This is a genomic window from Brevundimonas sp. 2YAF1 (assembly GCF_052114745.1).
In the GTDB taxonomy this organism is placed as follows: Bacteria; Pseudomonadota; Alphaproteobacteria; order Caulobacterales; family Caulobacteraceae; genus Brevundimonas.
In genome coordinates this window covers 13,067-30,050 of the sequence record NZ_JBFRFI010000006.1, presented here as the reverse complement: position 1 = coordinate 30,050, position 16,984 = coordinate 13,067, and the positions used below count along the sequence as shown (strand labels likewise).

The window sequence follows — 16,984 nt, the reverse complement described above, 5'->3', positions numbered from 1 at the left end:
GAGGATCCAGAAACACCGACGCCCGCCGTCGGATCACGACTTCCCAAGCTGGGGGTCTGGATCCTCGGCACAAGGCCGAGGATGACGAGTTAAACAGGCTGCTTCGGCCGCATGAGGAAGATCGAAATGCGCTTCACCAAGGATCACGAGTGGGTTCGCCTCGAGGGCGACGTCGCCACAGTCGGCATCTCCAAGCACGCTGCTGACGCCCTGGGCGACGTGGTGTTCGTCGAGACGCCGGAAGCCGGCAAGAGCTTCAACCAGGGCGACAGCTTCGCCGTGGTCGAAAGCGTCAAGGCCGCCTCGGACGTCTACGCCCCCGTCTCGGGCGAAGTGGTCGAGGGCAACGCCGCCCTGGCCTCGGCCCCGGAAACCGTCAACGCCGATCCCGAAGGCGAAGGCTGGTTCGCCAAGATCAGGATTTCGGACGCTTCGCAGGTCGAAGCCCTGATGGATCAGGCCGCCTACGACGCCTTCCTCGCCACCCAGTAAGACCCGTCGTCCCCGGACGGCGCGGCGCGCCGGTCCGGATCGCCGGATTTCCCGCCGCTTGAAGCGCTCCCGGACGTCGCCTTCCGCGACCTCCGGGATGCCGCCGAGGACCCCCGATGCGCTACCTCCCCCTGACGCCCGACGACCGTGAGGCCATGCTGGCCGCTATCGGCGCCAAATCCATCGACGACCTGTTCATCGACGTGCCGCAGGCCGCGCGCCGCGACGGCTTTGTCGACCTGCCCCGCGTGGCGGGCGAGCTGGAGGTCGAACGCGCCCTCTCGGCCATGGCGGGCAAGAACGCCACGGCCTCGACCGTTCCCTTCTTCTGCGGCGCCGGCGCCTACAAGCACCACGTCCCAGCCACGGTCGATCACGTGATCCAGCGGTCGGAATTCCTGACCAGCTACACCCCCTACCAGCCGGAAATTGCTCAAGGCACGCTGCAGTACCTGTACGAGTTCCAGACCCAGGTCGCGAACCTGACCGGGATGGAAGTCGCCAACGCCTCCCTCTATGACGGCTCGACCGCCATGGCCGAAGGCGTGCTGATGGCCACCCGCGTGACCCGTCGCAATAAGGCGGTGATCTCAGGCGGGGTGCACCCCCACTACGTCAAGGCGACCGAGACCGTGGTTCACGCCGTCGGCGTCGAGACCCAGGTCCTGAGCGCCGCCGTCGACGCCGAAGACGCCGTGATCGCCCAGATCGGCGCTGATACGGCCTGCGTCGTCGTCCAGACCCCCAACGTCTTCGGCACCGCCACCGACGTGACCAAGATCGCCGAGGCCGCCCACGCCGCCGGCGCCCTGCTGATCGTCGTGGTCACGGAAGCCGTGTCGATGGGCCTGCTCAAATCCCCTGGCGAAATGGGCGCCGACATCGTCGCGGCCGAAGGCCAGTCGATCGGCAACGCCCTGAACTTCGGCGGCCCCTACATCGGCCTGTTCGCCACCCGCGAGAAGCTGCTGCGCCAGACGCCCGGCCGCTACTGCGGCGAGACCGTCGACGCCGACGGCCGTCGCGGCTTCGTCCTGACCCTGTCGACGCGCGAGCAGCACATCCGCCGCGACAAGGCCACGTCGAACATCTGCACCAACTCGGGCCTGTGCTGCCTGGCCTTCACCATCCACATGAGCCTGCTGGGCGAGACGGGCCTGCGCCAGATGGCCCTGCTCAACCACGAGAAGGCCGTCGCCACGCGCGACGCGCTCGCCGCCATTCCCGGCGTCGAAATCCTGACCCCGCGCTTCTTCAACGAGTTCGCCGTCAAGCTGCCCAAGAACGCCGCTGAAGTGGTCCAGACCCTGGCCGACCATCACATCCTGGCTGGCGTGCCCTACAGCCGTCTGGCCCCGGAAGCGGGCCTCGACAACGTCCTGCTGGTCGCCGCGACCGAGACCACCCTGGACGCCGACATCACGATTCTGGCGGGTTCGCTCGCCAAGGTCCTGGCCGCCTAAAGGGAGTTTGGAACCATGAGCACGATGAACACTGTCGGCCGTCCGACCGCCCCGAACGCCTCTGACGCCGCCTACAAGCCCGCAACCCTGACGGGCGGGCGCGGCCTGCTGCAGGACGAGCCGCTGATCTTCGAGGGCGAAGGTTGGGGCAAGACCGGCGTCGATCTGCCCAAGCCCGCCACGGACGGTTCGGACCTGGGCGACCTGGTCCGCAAGGACCCGATCGGTCTGCCCGGCCTGTCCGAGCCCGAGGCCATGCGCCACTATGTGCGCCTGAGCCAGAAGAACCACGCCATCGACCTGGCCATCTATCCGCTTGGCTCGTGCACGATGAAGCACAACCCGCGCCTGAACGAGAAGATGGCGCGTCTGCCGGGCTTCTCGGACATCCACCCTCTGCAGCCGCAATCGACGGTTCAGGGCGCGCTGGAGCTGATGGACCAGTTGGCCCACTGGCTGAAGACGCTGACGGGCATGCCCGCGGTGGCCCTGTCGCCCAAGGCCGGCGCGCACGGCGAACTGTGCGGCCTGATGGCCATCCGCGCCGCCCATGAGGCCAAGGGCGAGCATGAGCAGCGCCGCAAGGTTCTGGTCCCAACCTCGGCCCACGGCACCAACCCGGCCACCGCCGCCTTCGTCGGTTACTCCGTCGTCGAAGTCGCCCAGACCGACGACGGTCGCGTGGACGTGGCCGATCTGGCCGCCAAGCTGGGTCCGGACGTGGCGGCCATCATGGTCACCAACCCGAACACCTGCGGCCTGTTTGAACGCGACATCCTGGAGATCAGCCGCCTGACGCACGAGGCGGGCGCCTACTTCTATTGCGACGGCGCCAACTTCAACGCCATCGTCGGCCGGGTCCGCCCCGGCGACCTGGGCGTCGACGCCATGCACATCAACCTGCACAAGACCTTCTCGACGCCGCACGGCGGCGGCGGCCCGGGCGCGGGCCCGGTCGTGCTGTCGGAAGCCCTGGCCCCCTTCGCGCCCGCTCCGTGGGTCGTGAACACGGGCGACTGCTACAAGCTGGTCGAGCGCGAGGAAGACGAGGCGGCCCAGGCCTTCGGCCGTCTGTGCGCCTTCCAGGGGCAGATGGGCATGTATGTGCGCGCCCTGTCCTACATGATGAGCCACGGCTCTGACGGCCTGCGTCAGGTGGCCGAGGACGCCGTCCTGAACGCCAACTACATCAAGGCCCGCCTGTCGGACCTAATGAGCGTTGCCTTCCCCGAAGGCCCCTGCATGCACGAGGCCCTGTTCGACGACGAATGGCTGAAGGGCACGGACATCACCACGCTCGACTTCGCCAAGGCGATGATCGACGAGGGCTTCCACCCGATGACCATGTACTTCCCGCTGGTGGTGCATGGCGCGATGCTGATCGAGCCGACGGAAACTGAGTCCAAGGCCGAGCTGGATCGCTTCATCCACGCCATGCGTCTGCTGGCCGAGGCGGCGAAAGCCGGCGACGTGGATCGCTTCAAGGGCGCGCCCTTCCATGCGCCCCTGCGGCGTCTGGACGAGACCCGCGCCGCGCGCTCGCCGCGCCTGCGCTGGTCGGCCCCGGAAGGCTCCAACATCGCCGCCGAATAAACGCCCGATCGAGACCTGAAGTAGAGCGCCGTGTCTTTCGAGACACGGCGTTTTGCTTTTCGACCCCTCTTACGAAAGCGTCATTCGCACGCCACGGTTCAGCCTTGTCACACGTGTCTAGGAGAGTGTGACAGCGTCGCTGCGGTCGGTGCGACCTCCATCGGGAGGACGCCTGCCGGCGCGAGGAGGCGTTGTTCGCCTGCCCTCCTCCCCCTAGCCCGTGGCGCCCGTGACCCTGGCCCTGATTTCCTTCCGCGCCCACAGCCGGCCTCGCCAGAGGCCCGGACTGCTGCGTCGTGCGAAGCGGCTGGGGATGATGTCGCTGGGCATACTGATCATCGGCCTGGGCATTCTGATCGCTCCCCTGCCCGGCCCCGGCGGCGTGCCCGTCATCGCGCTCGGCCTGATTCTGCTGCTGCGCAATTCGTGGTGGGCCAAGCGGCAGTTCATCCGCGCCCAGCACGCCCGGCCGAAATGGGTCTATCCCTTCCGCCGCCTGATGCGGAAGAACCCGGAGATCGCCCCAGTTTTCTGGCAACAGGCCCTCCGCGCCGAAAAGGTGGTGCTGCGCAAACGCCCGTCCCGCCAGTTGATCCGGGCCCGCAAGCGCGTCCGCCGCTCATTCCGCAAGCTGTTCCGCTAAAAAAAGCCTCATTTCACCGCACACGGTAACGTGAACACCGCCGTAACCCGGTCGGCGATGAACGGCGTATGCTCCCCTCGCGTAGTCAAAAGACAGATAGCGTTGGGAGGCGCTTTTCTCATGATGTCACGCGTAAAACAGGGAATCGTCGCCGGCTTCATTGCGACCGTCGCGGTTTCCATTCTCGAGTTGGTGAACCTGTTGTTCGCCAAGGTCTTCGACCCGTTCCCCGAGGTCGTCGCCAAGATGTTCGGCATGCCGGGCAATCTGGCGGCCGGTTGGGCCATCCACTTCGTCATCGGATCGCTGATCCTGGGGCCGCTTTTCGCGGTCATCTACGACCGGCTGCCAACCAAGACGCCAGAGACCAGGGGCATCCTGTTCGCCGTGGCGGCCTGGGTGGCGATGATGCTGATCATCACCATGATGGGCGACCCGCGCACCTTCACCGGAAGCGCCGGCTTCGGCACCTTCGGCTGGATGCTGATCACGCACATGATCTTCGGCGGCGTGATGGGCAACGTCTTCGCCCGGCTGCTGGCCCGCGAGAAGCGCGCCGCCGGCTTCATCCACGGCGCACCGGCTCACTGATCGAGGCGAACCGCTGAAACGCAAAAGGCCCCGCCGTCGCCGGCGGGGCCTGATGTGTTTGTCGCTATGACAGCGGTCAGTTCAGCTTGACGCCGATCTGGCTGATGGCGGCGTCGATCAGGGCGTCGCCCTTGGCCCCGGCCAGACGAGCGGCCAGGATGTCCTGAGCCGCCTTGGCCGCCAGGTCGGCGGCAGCGGCCTTGACCTCGATCGTGGCCTGAGCCTCGGCTTGGGCGATGCGGCGTTCGGCCAGAGCCTGACGACGGGCCAGACCCTCTTCCAGACGAACCTTGGCTTCGGCCTCCAGACGGCGAGCGTCGGCTTCGGCGGCGGCCAGCATGTCAGCGGCCTGAGCTTCGGCTTCAGCCTTTTCCAGACGGATCTGGGCCAGCATGGCTTCGGCTTCGGCGCGCAGGCGGGCGGCCTCGTCCAGTTCCGATTGAATCTTGGCGCCTTGCGCGTCCAGGGCCTTGGCCATGGCGCCCGGCACCTTGGCCAGAACCAGGATGCCCAGGAAGATCACCAGACCGACGGCGACCCAGAACTCGGCGTTCGAGAGATCCCAGAACTCAGGATTGAAGAAGGCGGGCATGTCAGGCGGCTCCCTTGACGGCGGCGTCGGCTTCGGCGGCCGTGGCGGCCTTGCCGGTCAGACGCTCGACCATGGCGCGGGCGGTGTCGGAGGCGATGGTCGAGACATTGGCCATGGCCGCGTCGCGGGTCTTGCCGATGGCGGTCTCGGCCTCGGCGATGCGGGCGTTGACGACGGCTTCCTCAGCGGCCTGACGGGCGTGGGCCTCTTCGGTCACGCGAGCCTTGGCGGCGGCGGCGGTGGCGCGGGCGTCGGCGCGGGCCTTGGCGACGTCGGCCTTGGCGGCGTCCGCCTGGGTGGCGGCCTCGGCCTGCACCTGACGGGCGGCGTCGACGGCGCCGGCGATCGTCCCGGCGCGTTCGTCACGAACGGCACGCAGACGCGGCAGGAAGACCTTCGACAGCAGAATGTAGAGAACGGCGAAGATCAGCAGCAGCCAGACGATCTGACCAGCCCAGTGCTGCATCTCCAGCTGCGGCAGACCGCCGGAGCCATGGGCGTCGCCGTGGGCGACTTCGGCCTGATGGGTCGCCTCGGGGGCGGCCACGGGCGCGATCTCACCGTTCTGGACGGTGACGGTCGGCGCAGGCTGGGTCGGGTCTTGCGAGGCGACGCTCGCGATAGGGGCGGCCATGGGCTCTATCCGGTGATCTCAGAAAGACGCGAGCGGCGGAACGGTCGTGAAGACCGCGCCGCCGCCCAGATATTCAGTTCGACTTAGCTGAACAGGCAGAGCAGGCCGATCACGAAGGCGAAGATGCCCAGTGCTTCAGCCAGGGCGGCGCCCAGGATCAGGTTGGTGAACTGGCCGGGAGCGGCCGAAGGGTTACGCGTGGCGCCTTGCAGGAAGCCCGAGAAGATCAGACCGACGCCGAGGGCCGAACCGATCATGCCGAGGGTAGCGAGACCGGCGCCGATGTATTTTGCTGCTTCAGCATCCATAACTTTAGTTCCTCGTTGGGATGGATTGAAAGAAAGGGTTGGCGGGCTGGCCCAGCGCTTAGTGCTGATCCAGATGCACGACGTCGTTCAGATACACGGTGGTCAGAACGGCGAAAACGAAAGCTTGCAGGAAGGCGACGAGGAACTCCAGCGCTGTCAGGGCGACCACGCCGCCCATGGCCAGGACCGCGCCGGGGATGCCGATCAGGCCGATGCCGCCCAGCGTCACCACGAAGCCGGCGAAGACCTTCATCGCCACGTGACCGCCCAGCATGTTGCCGAACAGACGAAGGGCCAGCGACACCGGACGCAGCAGGAAGGAGATGAACTCGATCGGCGAAACCAGCAGCAGCAGGTACCACGGCACGCCCGTCGGGGCGAACAGCTTGAAGAACTTGATGCCGTTCTTGGCGAAACCGACGCCGATGACCAGCAGGATGGTCAGCATGGCGAAGGTGGCGGTCACGGCGACCTGCGACGTCGCGGTGAAGACGGTGAGCATGCCCAGCAGGTTCAGCGACAGAATGAAGACGAACAGCGTCAGGATGAAGGGGAAGAAGGCGCGGCCCTGTTCACCCATGATCGAGACCGCGAGATCGTCGATGAAGGCGAACGCCCCCTCGCCCACCACCTGCAGTCGACCAGGCACCAGCTTTGGCTTGGCCGTCACGGCGGTGAAGAACAGGGTAATCAGCACGGCGGCGACCATCATGGCCAGCGTCGAGTTGGTGATCGACAGATCAACCATGCCGAGGCCGGGCACGTTGACGGCCGGAAGATCAACAACCTTGCTGATCTGGAACTGGTGCATCGGATCGGCCATGCCGCCCGGTCTCCTAAGTCAAAAGGCCAAACCGCCGTACGACAGTTTGGTCAAAAATCCCGCTCGTCCTCGACCTCGTCGTCGGTCAGATCCTGGGGAGGCCCCAGTTCCTTCAACGCGATCGCACTCATTTTTCGGGCCGAACGAACCGCCAGCCAGATCGATAGACCGAAACCGATCAGGGTTCCGGCGATAATTCCCCAAGGCATGGTCCCGACCAGAAGATCGAAACCCCACCCCAGACCCAGACCGACAGCCAGGCCGCCGATCATCTCGCCCATCAGGCGATAGCCGTAGCCCGCCGCGTTCGCCCCATAGTCGGGAGGCGTCGGCGTGGCCCGTGCCTTGAGCGAGTCGGCCTGCTCGTTGAGGCGTTTGATCGCCTCTTCGCGCGATTCCATCGTTGGGGACATGGCCTGTGCGCTCAGCACCCCGGCAGGGACGCCAGGGCAGGTCTGAATTCGGCGCGGAACCTATAGCCGAGGGGGCCGAAGGTCAAGGCACGGAACGGAGTGCACAAGGTATTGGAATATCAGATTTTCTTACTCATTGCGGCGAGGGCGTGGCGATGCGTCGCTGTCGGCGACGGGCCCCTGACCGCGCCAAGGCGTCGCAGGTCCCTAAAAACTAGTCCTCGTTGACGAAGTCCTGGGCGAATTCGGGCGCGCCGTCGTCGAGGGCGGTCAGCAGGTCCTCGCCTTCCGACTCGCCGCTGCGCGTGGGATCGGGCACCTCGAAGCCGACAGGAATCGACAGGTCCAGCAGCCCCGCCGCCTTCATCTCCTGCACGCCAGGCAGGTCATAGAGGCTGGCCAGGCTGAAATGCTCGAGGAAGCGGTCGGTCGTGGCGTAGGTGACGGGCCGCCCCGGCGTGCGGCGACGCCCGCGCAGCCGCACGAAGTCCATCTCCAGCAGCAGGTCCAGCGTCCCCTTGGACAGGGAGACGCCGCGCACGCTCTCGATCTCGGCGCGGGTGCAGGGCTGGTGGTAGGCGATGATGGCCAGGGTCTCCAGCGCCGCCTTGGACAGACGACGCGGCTCCTCGCGCTCCTCGGTCATCAGGAAGCCCAGGTCGGCGGCGGTGCGGAAACGCCAGCGATCGGCGACGCATTCCAACTCGACGCCGCGTCCCTGATAACGTTGGCGCAGGGCCGCGATGGCCCGCCCCGCGTCGGCGCCCTCGGGCAGACGACGCGCGATCTCGGCCGCCGACAGCGGCGCGGCGGCGGCGAACAACAGCGCCTCGACCCGGCGCTCGATCTCGGCGTCGTCGGGGATGAAGGTCAGGCTCACGGCGTCAGCTCCAGGGGTTGGCCCAAGCCCCGGCGCTTGAGGAAGAGGTCGGCGAAGGCCTCGGCCTGGCGCACGTCCATCGCCCCCTCCTTCACCAGCTCCAGACTGGCCGACAGGGTCGAAGCGGTATAGCTGGCCTGGCTCGGCCCCTCGCCTTCGCTGTCCTCGCGCGCGGGCGCCACCTGATCCAACGGCGTCCAGTCAGCCAGACGCGGCATCATGGACCGCAGCCAGTCGCGCGCGGCCTCCAGCTGGAAGGCCTCGACCCGCTGGCCGGGCGCATAGTTGCGGCGCTCCTCGCGCCGACGCTGGGCGACATAGGCCGCCATCAGCTCATAGAGGCTGGCGTCCACGCGGTCCGACGGGATGATGACGGTGGCTTCCGGGTCGCCGCGCGTGAAGACATCGCGCTTCAGCTGCGGGCGGCTGGTGATGGCCTCGACCGAGCGGCGCATAGCCTCCAGCTTTTGCAGGCGAAACGCGAGCGCGGCGGCCATCTCCTCGGCCGGCGGTTCCTCCGCCTTGCCTTTTTCGGTGCGCGGCAGCAGCAGGCGCGACTTCAGATAGGCCAGCCAGGACGCCATCACCAGGTAGTCGGCGGCCATGGCGAAGTTGCGCCGCCGCGCCTCGTGAACGAAGGCCAGATACTGTTCCGCCAGCCTGGTGATGGACAGCTTCAGCAGGTCCACCTTCTGCGTGCGCGCCAGCGCCAGCAGGACGTGCAGCGGCCCTTCATAGCCCTCCAGATCAACGACGAAGGCCTCGGCGGCGTCAGCGTCGTCAACGGCGGCGAAGTCCAGATTGGGCTGGAACGCCTGATCCATCTTTAGGCCTGGGCCTCGCCGACATCCGGCCCCTTGGCGGCTTCGAAACGACCGCTCAGGGCCGCCTCCAGCCGGGCGCGGGCCTCGGCCACATCCAGCGGCTCGGGCGTGTGGACGATGCGGCTGAGCGCAGCCTCGGCGCGGCGTTTGGCCTCGCCCTTCAGCTTGCCAGTCCCCTCGGCTGCCTGACGCATTTCGCCGAGGTCGCCGTTGCAGTGCAGGATGACGTCGCAGCCCGCTTTAAGCGACTGTTCGGCGCGCTCGGTCAGCGTGCCCGACAGGGCCTTCATCGACAGGTCGTCGGACATGATCAGGCCCGAGAACCCCAGATGCTCGCGCATCAGGCGGATGCCCTTCTTGGAGGTCGTGGCCGGGCGCTTGGCGTCGACGGCGGTGAAGACGACGTGGGCCGTCATCGCCATCGGCATGTCCGACAGGGCCTTGAACGGAGCGAAGTCCCAGGCGTCCAGCATCGCCAGATCAGTCTCGACCACCGGCAGGTCGTGGTGGCTGTCCGAGAAGGCGCGGCCGTGGCCGGGGATATGCTTGATGATGGGCAGGACGCCGCCCGCCAGAAGCCCCTCGGCCGCCGCCCGGCCCAGCTGGGCCACGGTGGCGGGGTCCTGGGCGTAGGCCCGGTCGCCGATGATGTCGTGAGCGCCCGGCACCGGCACGTCCAGCACCGGCACGCAGTCCACGGTGATGCCCAGTTCGCGCAGGTCGTGGGCGATCAGCCGCGCCCCCAGACGCACCAGTTCGCGCGCCGCCGCCGCGTTTCCTGTCGCCTGAAGATAGGCGGCGCCCGGCGGATACTTGGACCAGTGCGGCGGGCCGAGGCGCTGCACCCGGCCGCCCTCCTGGTCGATCAGGACCGGCGCGTCGTCGCGGCCGATGCTGTCGCGCAGCTCGGCCACCAGGGCCTTGACCTGATCGGGGCTGTCCACGTTGCGCCGGAACAGGATGAAGCCCCAGGGGCGGACTTCGGCGAAGAAGGCGCGCTCCTCCGCCGTCAGCTTATGGCCGGAACAGCCGTAGATGGCGGCGGAGGTCATGCAGTCAGGCCCTAGCGGACGATGCAGTCGCGGCCGGCGGCCTTCAGCGCGTTGCAGAAGGCGACGGCGCGCTCGCGGCTCATGCCGGTGAAGGTGGTGCGATAGACGGTCGAGCCGTTGGCGGCGGTGACTTCCTGCACGCGCTTTTCAGCGCCCGAGGCGAACGAACCGAAGCGCGAGGCGACGGCGGCGTATTCACGGTCGGCGATGGCGGTCGACGAGAAGGCGCCGATCTGCACGCCCGACGAACCACCAGCGGCGGGGGCGCTCGGAGCGGGAGTCGCCGGGGCCTTGACGGCAGGGGTCACAGGCTTGGCCGGGGCGACCGGCGCGGGCGCAACCACGGCGGGCGCTGCGGGCGGCAGGGCGGTGGCGGCGACCGGCGGGGCGATGGGAGCCGGCGCGGGGCGCGGCTCGACGGCTTCGGGACCGGGGGTGAAGGTGGGGGCGGCGCCGACGGCCTCGCCGCCGTCGCGATAGACGCGCACGCCGGCTTCCGGGTCGATCGGCTGGGCGTCCAGCGGCGCCTCGACCTTCATGCTTTCGACGGGCGTGCCCACGGCGGGCGGGGCGTCGGTCGAAGAGCGCACGCCCGAGCGATAGAAGACCACCACGGCCACGATCAGCAGCAGCAGCACCACGGCGCTGATGATCAGGGTGATCGGCGGCGACTTGGCGGCCGGTGCGCGACGGGGATCATAGCTGCGACGCTCGAACGGCAGGTCGTCGTCGGTGGGCGGCGTATAGGCCCCCCGCTCGCGGCCGGCGTTGGGATTGCCTCGGTGATCGTCGTCGTAGGACATGGGTCGCGCTTTCTGGATCGGCCCCGCGCGAATCGGCGCGGGGAAGTAGTCAGTCTAGCCCGCCCGTGGCCGCTTTCGAATCACAGATCAAGCGCCAGGTCGAGACTGAACAGCTTGCCATGCACCTCGATGGCGTAGCGGTCGGTCATGCCGGCGATATAGTCGCACACCGCCCGCGCCCGCTTGACCGGGTCGTCCGACGACGCCGGCCCCGACCATTCGGGCGGCATGACCTCGGGCTCGGCCATGAACAGCTGGAACAGCTGCGACAGGACGCGGCGCGCCTGGCTGCGGGTGCGGTTGACGCGGTAGTGGCGATACATCCGCTCGAACAGGAAGCGGCGCAGCACGCCGAGATCCGCCAGCATGCCCGGCGAGAACTGCACCATCATCTGCGGCGCGCGGCGCACGTCCTCGACGACGACGATATTGTGCGCGGCCAGCCGGCGCTCAGTTTCGGCCAGGACGTCGTCGACCATGATGCCGATCATGCGGCGCACGGCCTCCAGACGCACCATGCGGTCGTCCAGCGCGGGCCAGTCGCGGCGCACCCCGGCCAGGCACGGCCCGATCAGCGGCACGTCGGCCAGATCGGCCAGGGTGAACAGGCCCGCCTGCACCCCGTCGTCCACGTCGTGGTTGTTATAGGCGATGTCGTCGGCGATGGCCGCGCACTGGGCCTCCAGCGAGGCGAAGGTGTCGAGCCGCAGGTCCCAGTCCGCCGCCCCGCCGGGCGCATAGGCCGCGACCGTCTTCCACGCGGGTTCGTCCAGGTGATGCATCACCGGGCCGTTGTGCTTGATGACGCCCTCGACCGTTTCCCAGCTCAGGTTCAGACCGAGGAATTTCGGATAGCGGACTTCCAGCTCCGTGATGACGCGGAAGCTCTGGACGTTGTGATCAAAGCCGCCGTAGTCGGCCATCTGGGCCTGCAGCTCGTCCTCGCCCGCATGGGCAAACGGCGGGTGCCCCAGATCGTGGGCCAGGGCGATGGTCTCGGCCAGATCGTCGTCCAGCCGCAGGGCATGGGCCAGGGACCGGGCGATCTGCGCCACTTCCAGACTGTGGGTCAGACGGGTGCGATAGTGGTCGCCCTCGTGCGCCACGAAGACCTGGGTCTTCTCCTTCAGGCGGCGGAAGGCGGTGGCGTGAATGATGCGGTCGCGGTCGCGCGCGAAGGGAGTGCGGGTGCGGCTGGCGGGCTCGAAGACATGGCGGCCGCGGCTGGCGGCGGGGTCTTCGGCGAAGGACGCGCGGGTCTGGCTCAAGGCGGACAGCACTTCTATTGCAGCGCAGGCCTTTGCGAATGCCTGTCCGCTCCTCATATAGGGAGCCGTGAGCACCGTCCAATCCACAGAATCAGTCCGCGACCTGTCGCTTTCCATTTCGGCCCGCGCGCCGGAAGGCATCGTCTTGGCCGAAAGCGCGGCCAAGCGTCTGGCCAAGCTGGCCGCGACCGAGGGCAAGCCGGTCATGCTGCGCGTCGCCGTCGACGGCGGCGGCTGCTCGGGCTTCCAGTATCGTCTGGAACTGGTCGATGCGGCCGAGGCCGATGATCTGGTCATCCGCCGCGACGGTCAGGCGGCGCTGGTCGACCCCGTCTCGATCCCCTTCCTCAAGGGGTCCGAGATCGCCTTTGTCGACGAACTGGCCGGCGCGCAGTTCGTGGTGCGCAACCCCAACGCCTCCTCCAGCTGCGGCTGCGGCGTCAGCTTTTCGATCTAGGTCCTTCCAGCGTTTCTTTTTCCGTCATCCCCGGGTTTGTCCCGGGGATCCAGAGACTCGACCTCGATAGGGGCCACGGCATTCCACCCTGACAGGCCGCGTATCTGGATTCTCGGCACAAGGCCAAGAATGACGAGTGAAATCAAGGAACAACTGGGCTCGCCCCCCCTGTCGGTTAACGACCCCGTTTGGCGCGGGACGACCGGGCGCCCATGTTTTGATCATGCGCCGCCTGTTCCTCATGACCGTGCTGCTGGCCGCCCTGCCTCTGGCGGCGAACGCCCAGATTTGGCCCGGTTGGCCGGGTCCGCCGCCCCCCGGATATGACCCCGGCTCGGCCATCGCCGACCAGCATCGGATCGAGATGGAGCGTCTGCGCAATCAGGCCGCCGAGCGCGAGGCCTTGGCCCAGCAGCAGCGATTGCAGGCGCAGCTGACGATCCTGCAGCTTCAGGCCGCGCGCCAACCGACGCCGCCCCTGACCCCGCCCATCGCCTATGTCCGTTCGCCCGAAGAAGAACGGCTGGCGCGCGAGGCTCAGGACGCGCGCCGCGATCAGATGGTGCGCGGCGTCACCGAGATCGACGCCTGGCTGGATCGACGCCCGAACTGATCTCCGTCACGATTGCATCTCTTCCCGCCCCCCGACGTTTCGACCTAGTTTCGGGCATCGGTTCAGGGCGGAGACGACATCATGCGTTGGCAGGGCGGACGGCGCGGCGGCGGCATCGAGGACCGGCGCGGCATGGGCGGCGGGGCCGTGGCGGGCGGCGGCATCGGCGTTCTGGTGCTGGCGGCCATCGGCTATTTCGTCTTCGGCATCGATCCCAACACCACCCAGCAGGTCGCCAGCCAGTTCGGCGGCGCCAGCCAGTCCGAACAGGCCGGCAAGCTCGGTTCGCCCGGGGATCAGGCGGGCCAGTTCGTCGAGGTCATCGGCTCCAACATCAACGACGTGTGGAAGACCAAGCTGCGCGGCTACACCCCGCCCACGACGGTCCTCTACGAACAGGGCACCCAGACCGGCTGCGGCATGGGCCAGTCGGCCATGGGCCCCTTCTACTGCCCCAACGACCAGAAGGTTTATCTGGACCTCGGCTTCTGGCGTGAGATGGAGACCAAGCTGGGGGCCTCGGGCGCCGACTTCGCCAAGGCCTATGTCATCGCCCACGAATTCGGCCACCACGTGCAAAACCTGACCGGCGCCAGCCAGCAGGTGCAGCGCGCCCAGCAGCAGGCCAGCAGCCGCGCCGAGGGCAACAAGTATTCGGTCGCGCTGGAGCTTCAGGCCGACTGCTACGCCGGCGTCTGGGCCAAGAACGCCGCCGCCGTGTCCAACGGTCAGGTGGCGCTGGAGCCCGGCGATCTGGAAGAAGGCATGAAGACCGCCCAGGCCATCGGCGATGATGCGCTGCAACGTCGCGGCGGCGGCCGCGTCTCGCCCGAAAGCTTCACCCACGGCTCTTCGGCCCAGCGGGTCGAGTGGCTGCAACGCGGCTATCAGACCGGCGACCCGGCGGCCTGCGACACCTTCAAGGGGCTTTGACGTCTACCCCACCGTCAGGTCCATCTGGGACGAGACGTGCAGACGCCCGCGCCCGAGGTCGAGCACCGCTTCGCGATCCGCGAAGGCGGCCACGCCCAGCAGGGCGTCGGGCGCATGGGGCAAAGGTCCGTCGCTGAAGACCGGCGTCGGCACGAACCGCCACAGGTCGTCGCCGAAGGTGACGGTTTTCGCCTCGATCACCCGCGCCGGAGCCACCCCGCCCAGGACGATGCTGGAGCCCGCCGTCTCGGGCCGGCCGTCCAGCAGGCCCGCCGCCTCGGCTGCGCCCTGGCTCAGGGCGATCAGAGATGAAAACCCGGTGTCGACCACGGCGCGGATCACCGCCCCCTCGACCGTCACCTCGGCCGTCAGGGCCGTTCCCGTCCGCCTGACCGGAACGGGACGCAGGGCGGGCGGTACGATATGAGCCGCCGGATCGGCCAGGCGGACGCGGCGGCGCTTCATATCCAGATCCAGCACCGCCTCGCCCAAAACGTCCTGACCCAGGACCAACGACGCGCCCAGCCCCGCCGCCGCCGCCAGCGGCCCCAGGTCGAGGATGGCGGTGCGCAGGGCGCCGATCCGCATGGCCCCGACCGTCACGTCCAGCGTCACCCCGCGCCCGACCTGAGGCTGGCCCCCGACGCCATAGGCCACCAGCGGCATGTCGAAGAAGGTCGTCAGGCCCAGGGCCTCCACCAGCCCTCGGTCGATCACCGAATACTGGGCGCCGCTGTCGATCAGGGCTGTCACCTCGCGCCCGGCGATCCGCGCCCGCACGGTCGGCGTGGCGGCGTCATTCACCACGAACGGCAGCCAGCCGCTGGTCCCGCCCTCAGGGAATCCCAGCTTGGGCCGACGCCAGATCACATGGTCCTTGAGCCACAGGCCGCCGCCGACAGCGGCCGCGGCGGCGCCCGCGCGGATCAGAAAGGAACGGCGTCTCATCGCCCCTGACATGGACCGGACCGCGACGTTGCGCCAGCCCCGGCGCCGCTTCTTGCATCCCGCCGTCATCTTGTTGCGCAAAACCCCAAAATCGCCTTCGCAGACGCAAAATAATCATGACGAAGCGCCGCCCTACGGCTAGAAACGACCCGTCATGACCTCCTCCCCCGACCGCTACCTTTCGACGCGCGGCGACGCCGCCCCGACCAGTTTCGCCGACGCCCTGCTGCGCGGCATCGCCCCCGACGGCGGCCTCTACATGCCGCAGGCCTGGCCCACCCTGCCCGCCGACGCGGCGCGGCCCGGACGGACCTATGCCGAGATGGCGAGGGAGGCGATTTCCCCCTTCATCGGCGACGCCCTTCCTGCAGGCGCGCTCGACCGCGCGCTGGACCGCCTGATCCAGGGCTTCGACCATCCCGCGGTGACGCCCCTGGTCGAGCTGGAGCCCGGCCTGTTCGTGCTGGAGCTGTTCCACGGCCCGACTGCCGCCTTCAAGGATCTGGCGATGCAGTTGGTCGCCGCCCTGTCGGACGAGGCTTTGGCCGCGACGGGCCAAAAGCTGACCCTGCTGACCGCCACCAGCGGCGACACTGGCGCCGCCGCCGTGCGCGCCTTCGCGGGCGCCGAACGCATCAACCTGGTGGTGCTGCACCCGCTGGACCGCGTCTCGCCGGTGCAGCGCAAGCAGATGACGACGGTGCAGGCGGACAACGTCCTGAACCTGGCCGTGCGCGGCGACTTCGACGACTGCCAGCGTCTGGTGAAGGGTCTGCTGGCCGAGGAATCCCTGCGCGAAGGCCGCCGCCTGTCGTCGGTCAATTCGATCAACTGGGGCCGACTGGCGGGACAGATCCCCTACTATATCTCGGCCACGGCCCAGCTGGGTCAGGCGGCGACCTTCGTCGTCCCGACCGGCAATTTCGGCGACGCCTTCGCCGGCATCGCCGCAAAGAAGATGGGCCTGCCGGTCAACGGCTTCGTCGCCGCCGTCAATCAGAACGACGCCCTGGCCCGCGCCATCAACGAGGGCGTCTATGCCCGCCGTCCCGCCGTCGAGAGCGGCAGCGTGTCGATGGACGTGCAGGCGCCGTCGAACTTCGAGCGCCTGGTCTATGAGGCCTCCGGCCACGACGCCGACGCCACCCGCGCGGTGTTCGAGACCTTCGCTCGCGACGGCTCCGTCACCCTGCCTGCCGACCTGCTGGCCGCGCTGAAAGCCGAGGTCTCCGCCGTCTCCATCGACGAGGCCACGACCCAGGCCGAGATCGCCCACGCCCACGCCGCCTGGGGCCGCGTCGTCTGCCCGCACACGGCCGTGGCCCTGGCCGCCGCGCGCCAGCTGGACCGCGCTGACGGCCCCGTCGTCGCACTGTCCACCGCCCACCCGTCCAAGTTCGGCGCCTTCGTCTCGAACGTGCTGGGCTTCGAACCCGAACCCGCTCCCGTAATCCGCGCCCTGGGCGACCGGCCCGAACGTCTGACCGTGATCGACAACACGGCCGAAGCGGCGCTGGCGGCGGTGAAAGGGTTCGCGGGCTAGGTCGGGAGCTTATATTTTGTTCGTCATTCTCGGCCTTGCGCCGAGAATCCAGAAACACGACAGTTGAAATCGGAGCTCGGCGTTTCCTTCGTCTTCCCTCGAGTCTCTGGA

Annotated in this window: 20 protein-coding genes; 9 read left to right on the top strand and 11 right to left on the bottom strand. The window is 68.2% G+C overall.

Features of this window, described 5'->3' with window-relative positions; all coding sequences use genetic code 11:
* Window positions 1–126: 126 nt before the first annotated feature.
* The 5 genes from gcvH (at window position 127) to AB4Y68_RS09490 (ending at window position 4,782) form a co-directional block, all read left to right on the top strand.
* Entirely contained in the window at window positions 127–492 is a 366-nt protein-coding gene (gene gcvH, locus AB4Y68_RS09510) for a glycine cleavage system protein GcvH (RefSeq protein WP_441455613.1), read from the top strand.
* Between the two features lie 116 nt (window positions 493–608).
* Window positions 609–1,955 (top strand): aminomethyl-transferring glycine dehydrogenase subunit GcvPA, encoded by a 1,347-nt coding sequence (gcvPA, locus tag AB4Y68_RS09505; RefSeq protein ID WP_441455336.1) that lies wholly within the window; start codon window positions 609–611, stop codon window positions 1,953–1,955.
* Between the two features lie 15 nt (window positions 1,956–1,970).
* Window positions 1,971–3,548 (top strand): aminomethyl-transferring glycine dehydrogenase subunit GcvPB, encoded by a 1,578-nt coding sequence (gene gcvPB, locus AB4Y68_RS09500; protein ID WP_441455334.1) that lies wholly within the window; start codon window positions 1,971–1,973, stop codon window positions 3,546–3,548.
* A gap of 229 nt (window positions 3,549–3,777) precedes the next feature.
* A complete protein-coding gene (locus AB4Y68_RS09495) occupies window positions 3,778–4,191 on the top strand; it encodes a hypothetical protein (protein ID WP_441455333.1) in 414 nt (137 codons plus the stop codon).
* Between the two features lie 120 nt (window positions 4,192–4,311).
* Window positions 4,312–4,782, top strand: a complete 471-nt coding sequence (locus AB4Y68_RS09490; protein WP_441455332.1) for a DUF6789 family protein — start codon at window positions 4,312–4,314, stop codon at window positions 4,780–4,782.
* Window positions 4,783–4,858: 76 nt separating this feature from the next.
* Here AB4Y68_RS09490 and AB4Y68_RS09485 read toward each other — a convergent pair whose 3' ends face one another.
* The 10 genes from AB4Y68_RS09485 to AB4Y68_RS09440 all read right to left on the bottom strand — a co-directional run bounded on the left by AB4Y68_RS09485 (window position 4,859) and on the right by AB4Y68_RS09440 (window position 12,379).
* Window positions 4,859–5,374: a F0F1 ATP synthase subunit B gene (locus AB4Y68_RS09485; protein ID WP_441455330.1), complete on the bottom strand. Its 516-nt coding sequence runs from the start codon at window positions 5,372–5,374 to the stop codon at window positions 4,859–4,861.
* Between the two features lies 1 nt (window position 5,375).
* Window positions 5,376–6,008, bottom strand: a complete 633-nt coding sequence (locus AB4Y68_RS09480) for a F0F1 ATP synthase subunit B family protein (protein WP_441455329.1) — start codon at window positions 6,006–6,008, stop codon at window positions 5,376–5,378.
* An 83-nt stretch (window positions 6,009–6,091) separates the two neighbouring features.
* Complete coding sequence (locus tag AB4Y68_RS09475) at window positions 6,092–6,316, bottom strand: F0F1 ATP synthase subunit C (RefSeq protein WP_441455328.1); 225 nt, start codon at window positions 6,314–6,316, stop codon at window positions 6,092–6,094.
* A gap of 58 nt (window positions 6,317–6,374) precedes the next feature.
* Window positions 6,375–7,139 (bottom strand): F0F1 ATP synthase subunit A, encoded by a 765-nt coding sequence (locus tag AB4Y68_RS09470; RefSeq protein WP_441455326.1) that lies wholly within the window; start codon window positions 7,137–7,139, stop codon window positions 6,375–6,377.
* Between the two features lie 50 nt (window positions 7,140–7,189).
* Window positions 7,190–7,552 carry an AtpZ/AtpI family protein gene (locus AB4Y68_RS09465; RefSeq protein ID WP_441455324.1) on the bottom strand — a complete coding sequence of 121 codons (363 nt, stop codon included), beginning with the start codon at window positions 7,550–7,552 and terminating at the stop codon, window positions 7,190–7,192.
* 214 nt (window positions 7,553–7,766) lie between these two features.
* On the bottom strand, window positions 7,767–8,432 hold the full coding sequence (scpB, locus tag AB4Y68_RS09460) for an SMC-Scp complex subunit ScpB (protein WP_441455323.1): 666 nt from the start codon (window positions 8,430–8,432) through the stop codon (window positions 7,767–7,769).
* Window positions 8,429–9,256, bottom strand: coding sequence for a segregation and condensation protein A (locus AB4Y68_RS09455; protein ID WP_441455321.1), 828 nt, complete (start codon window positions 9,254–9,256; stop codon window positions 8,429–8,431). Before AB4Y68_RS09455 ends, scpB begins: the two co-directional genes overlap by 4 nt.
* 2 nt (window positions 9,257–9,258) lie before the next feature.
* Entirely contained in the window at window positions 9,259–10,308 is a 1,050-nt protein-coding gene (gene nagZ / locus AB4Y68_RS09450) for a beta-N-acetylhexosaminidase (RefSeq protein WP_441455320.1), read from the bottom strand.
* Window positions 10,309–10,319: 11 nt separating this feature from the next.
* Window positions 10,320–11,111 carry an SPOR domain-containing protein gene (locus AB4Y68_RS09445; RefSeq protein WP_441455319.1) on the bottom strand — a complete coding sequence of 264 codons (792 nt, stop codon included), beginning with the start codon at window positions 11,109–11,111 and terminating at the stop codon, window positions 10,320–10,322.
* Window positions 11,112–11,191: 80 nt separating this feature from the next.
* Window positions 11,192–12,379, bottom strand: a complete 1,188-nt coding sequence (locus tag AB4Y68_RS09440; protein WP_441455318.1) for a deoxyguanosinetriphosphate triphosphohydrolase — start codon at window positions 12,377–12,379, stop codon at window positions 11,192–11,194.
* Window positions 12,380–12,494: 115 nt separating this feature from the next.
* Here AB4Y68_RS09440 and erpA point away from each other — a divergent pair, with 115 nt between their 5' ends.
* The 3 genes from erpA to ypfJ all read left to right on the top strand — a co-directional run bounded on the left by erpA (window position 12,495) and on the right by ypfJ (window position 14,382).
* Window positions 12,495–12,836 (top strand): iron-sulfur cluster insertion protein ErpA, encoded by a 342-nt coding sequence (gene erpA, locus AB4Y68_RS09435; RefSeq protein ID WP_441455612.1) that lies wholly within the window; start codon window positions 12,495–12,497, stop codon window positions 12,834–12,836.
* 223 nt (window positions 12,837–13,059) lie between these two features.
* Window positions 13,060–13,449, top strand: coding sequence for a hypothetical protein (locus tag AB4Y68_RS09430; RefSeq protein WP_441455317.1), 390 nt, complete (start codon window positions 13,060–13,062; stop codon window positions 13,447–13,449).
* Between the two features lie 81 nt (window positions 13,450–13,530).
* Window positions 13,531–14,382, top strand: a complete 852-nt coding sequence (gene ypfJ, locus AB4Y68_RS09425) for a KPN_02809 family neutral zinc metallopeptidase (RefSeq protein ID WP_441455316.1) — start codon at window positions 13,531–13,533, stop codon at window positions 14,380–14,382.
* A 3-nt stretch (window positions 14,383–14,385) separates the two neighbouring features.
* On the opposite strand, the gene AB4Y68_RS09420 is transcribed toward ypfJ, so the two are convergent.
* Entirely contained in the window at window positions 14,386–15,330 is a 945-nt protein-coding gene (locus tag AB4Y68_RS09420) for an aspartyl protease family protein (RefSeq protein ID WP_441455315.1), read from the bottom strand.
* A gap of 154 nt (window positions 15,331–15,484) precedes the next feature.
* Between AB4Y68_RS09420 and thrC the strand changes: the two genes are divergently transcribed.
* On the top strand, window positions 15,485–16,873 hold the full coding sequence (gene thrC, locus AB4Y68_RS09415) for a threonine synthase (RefSeq protein ID WP_441455314.1): 1,389 nt from the start codon (window positions 15,485–15,487) through the stop codon (window positions 16,871–16,873).
* Window positions 16,874–16,984 lie beyond the last annotated feature (111 nt).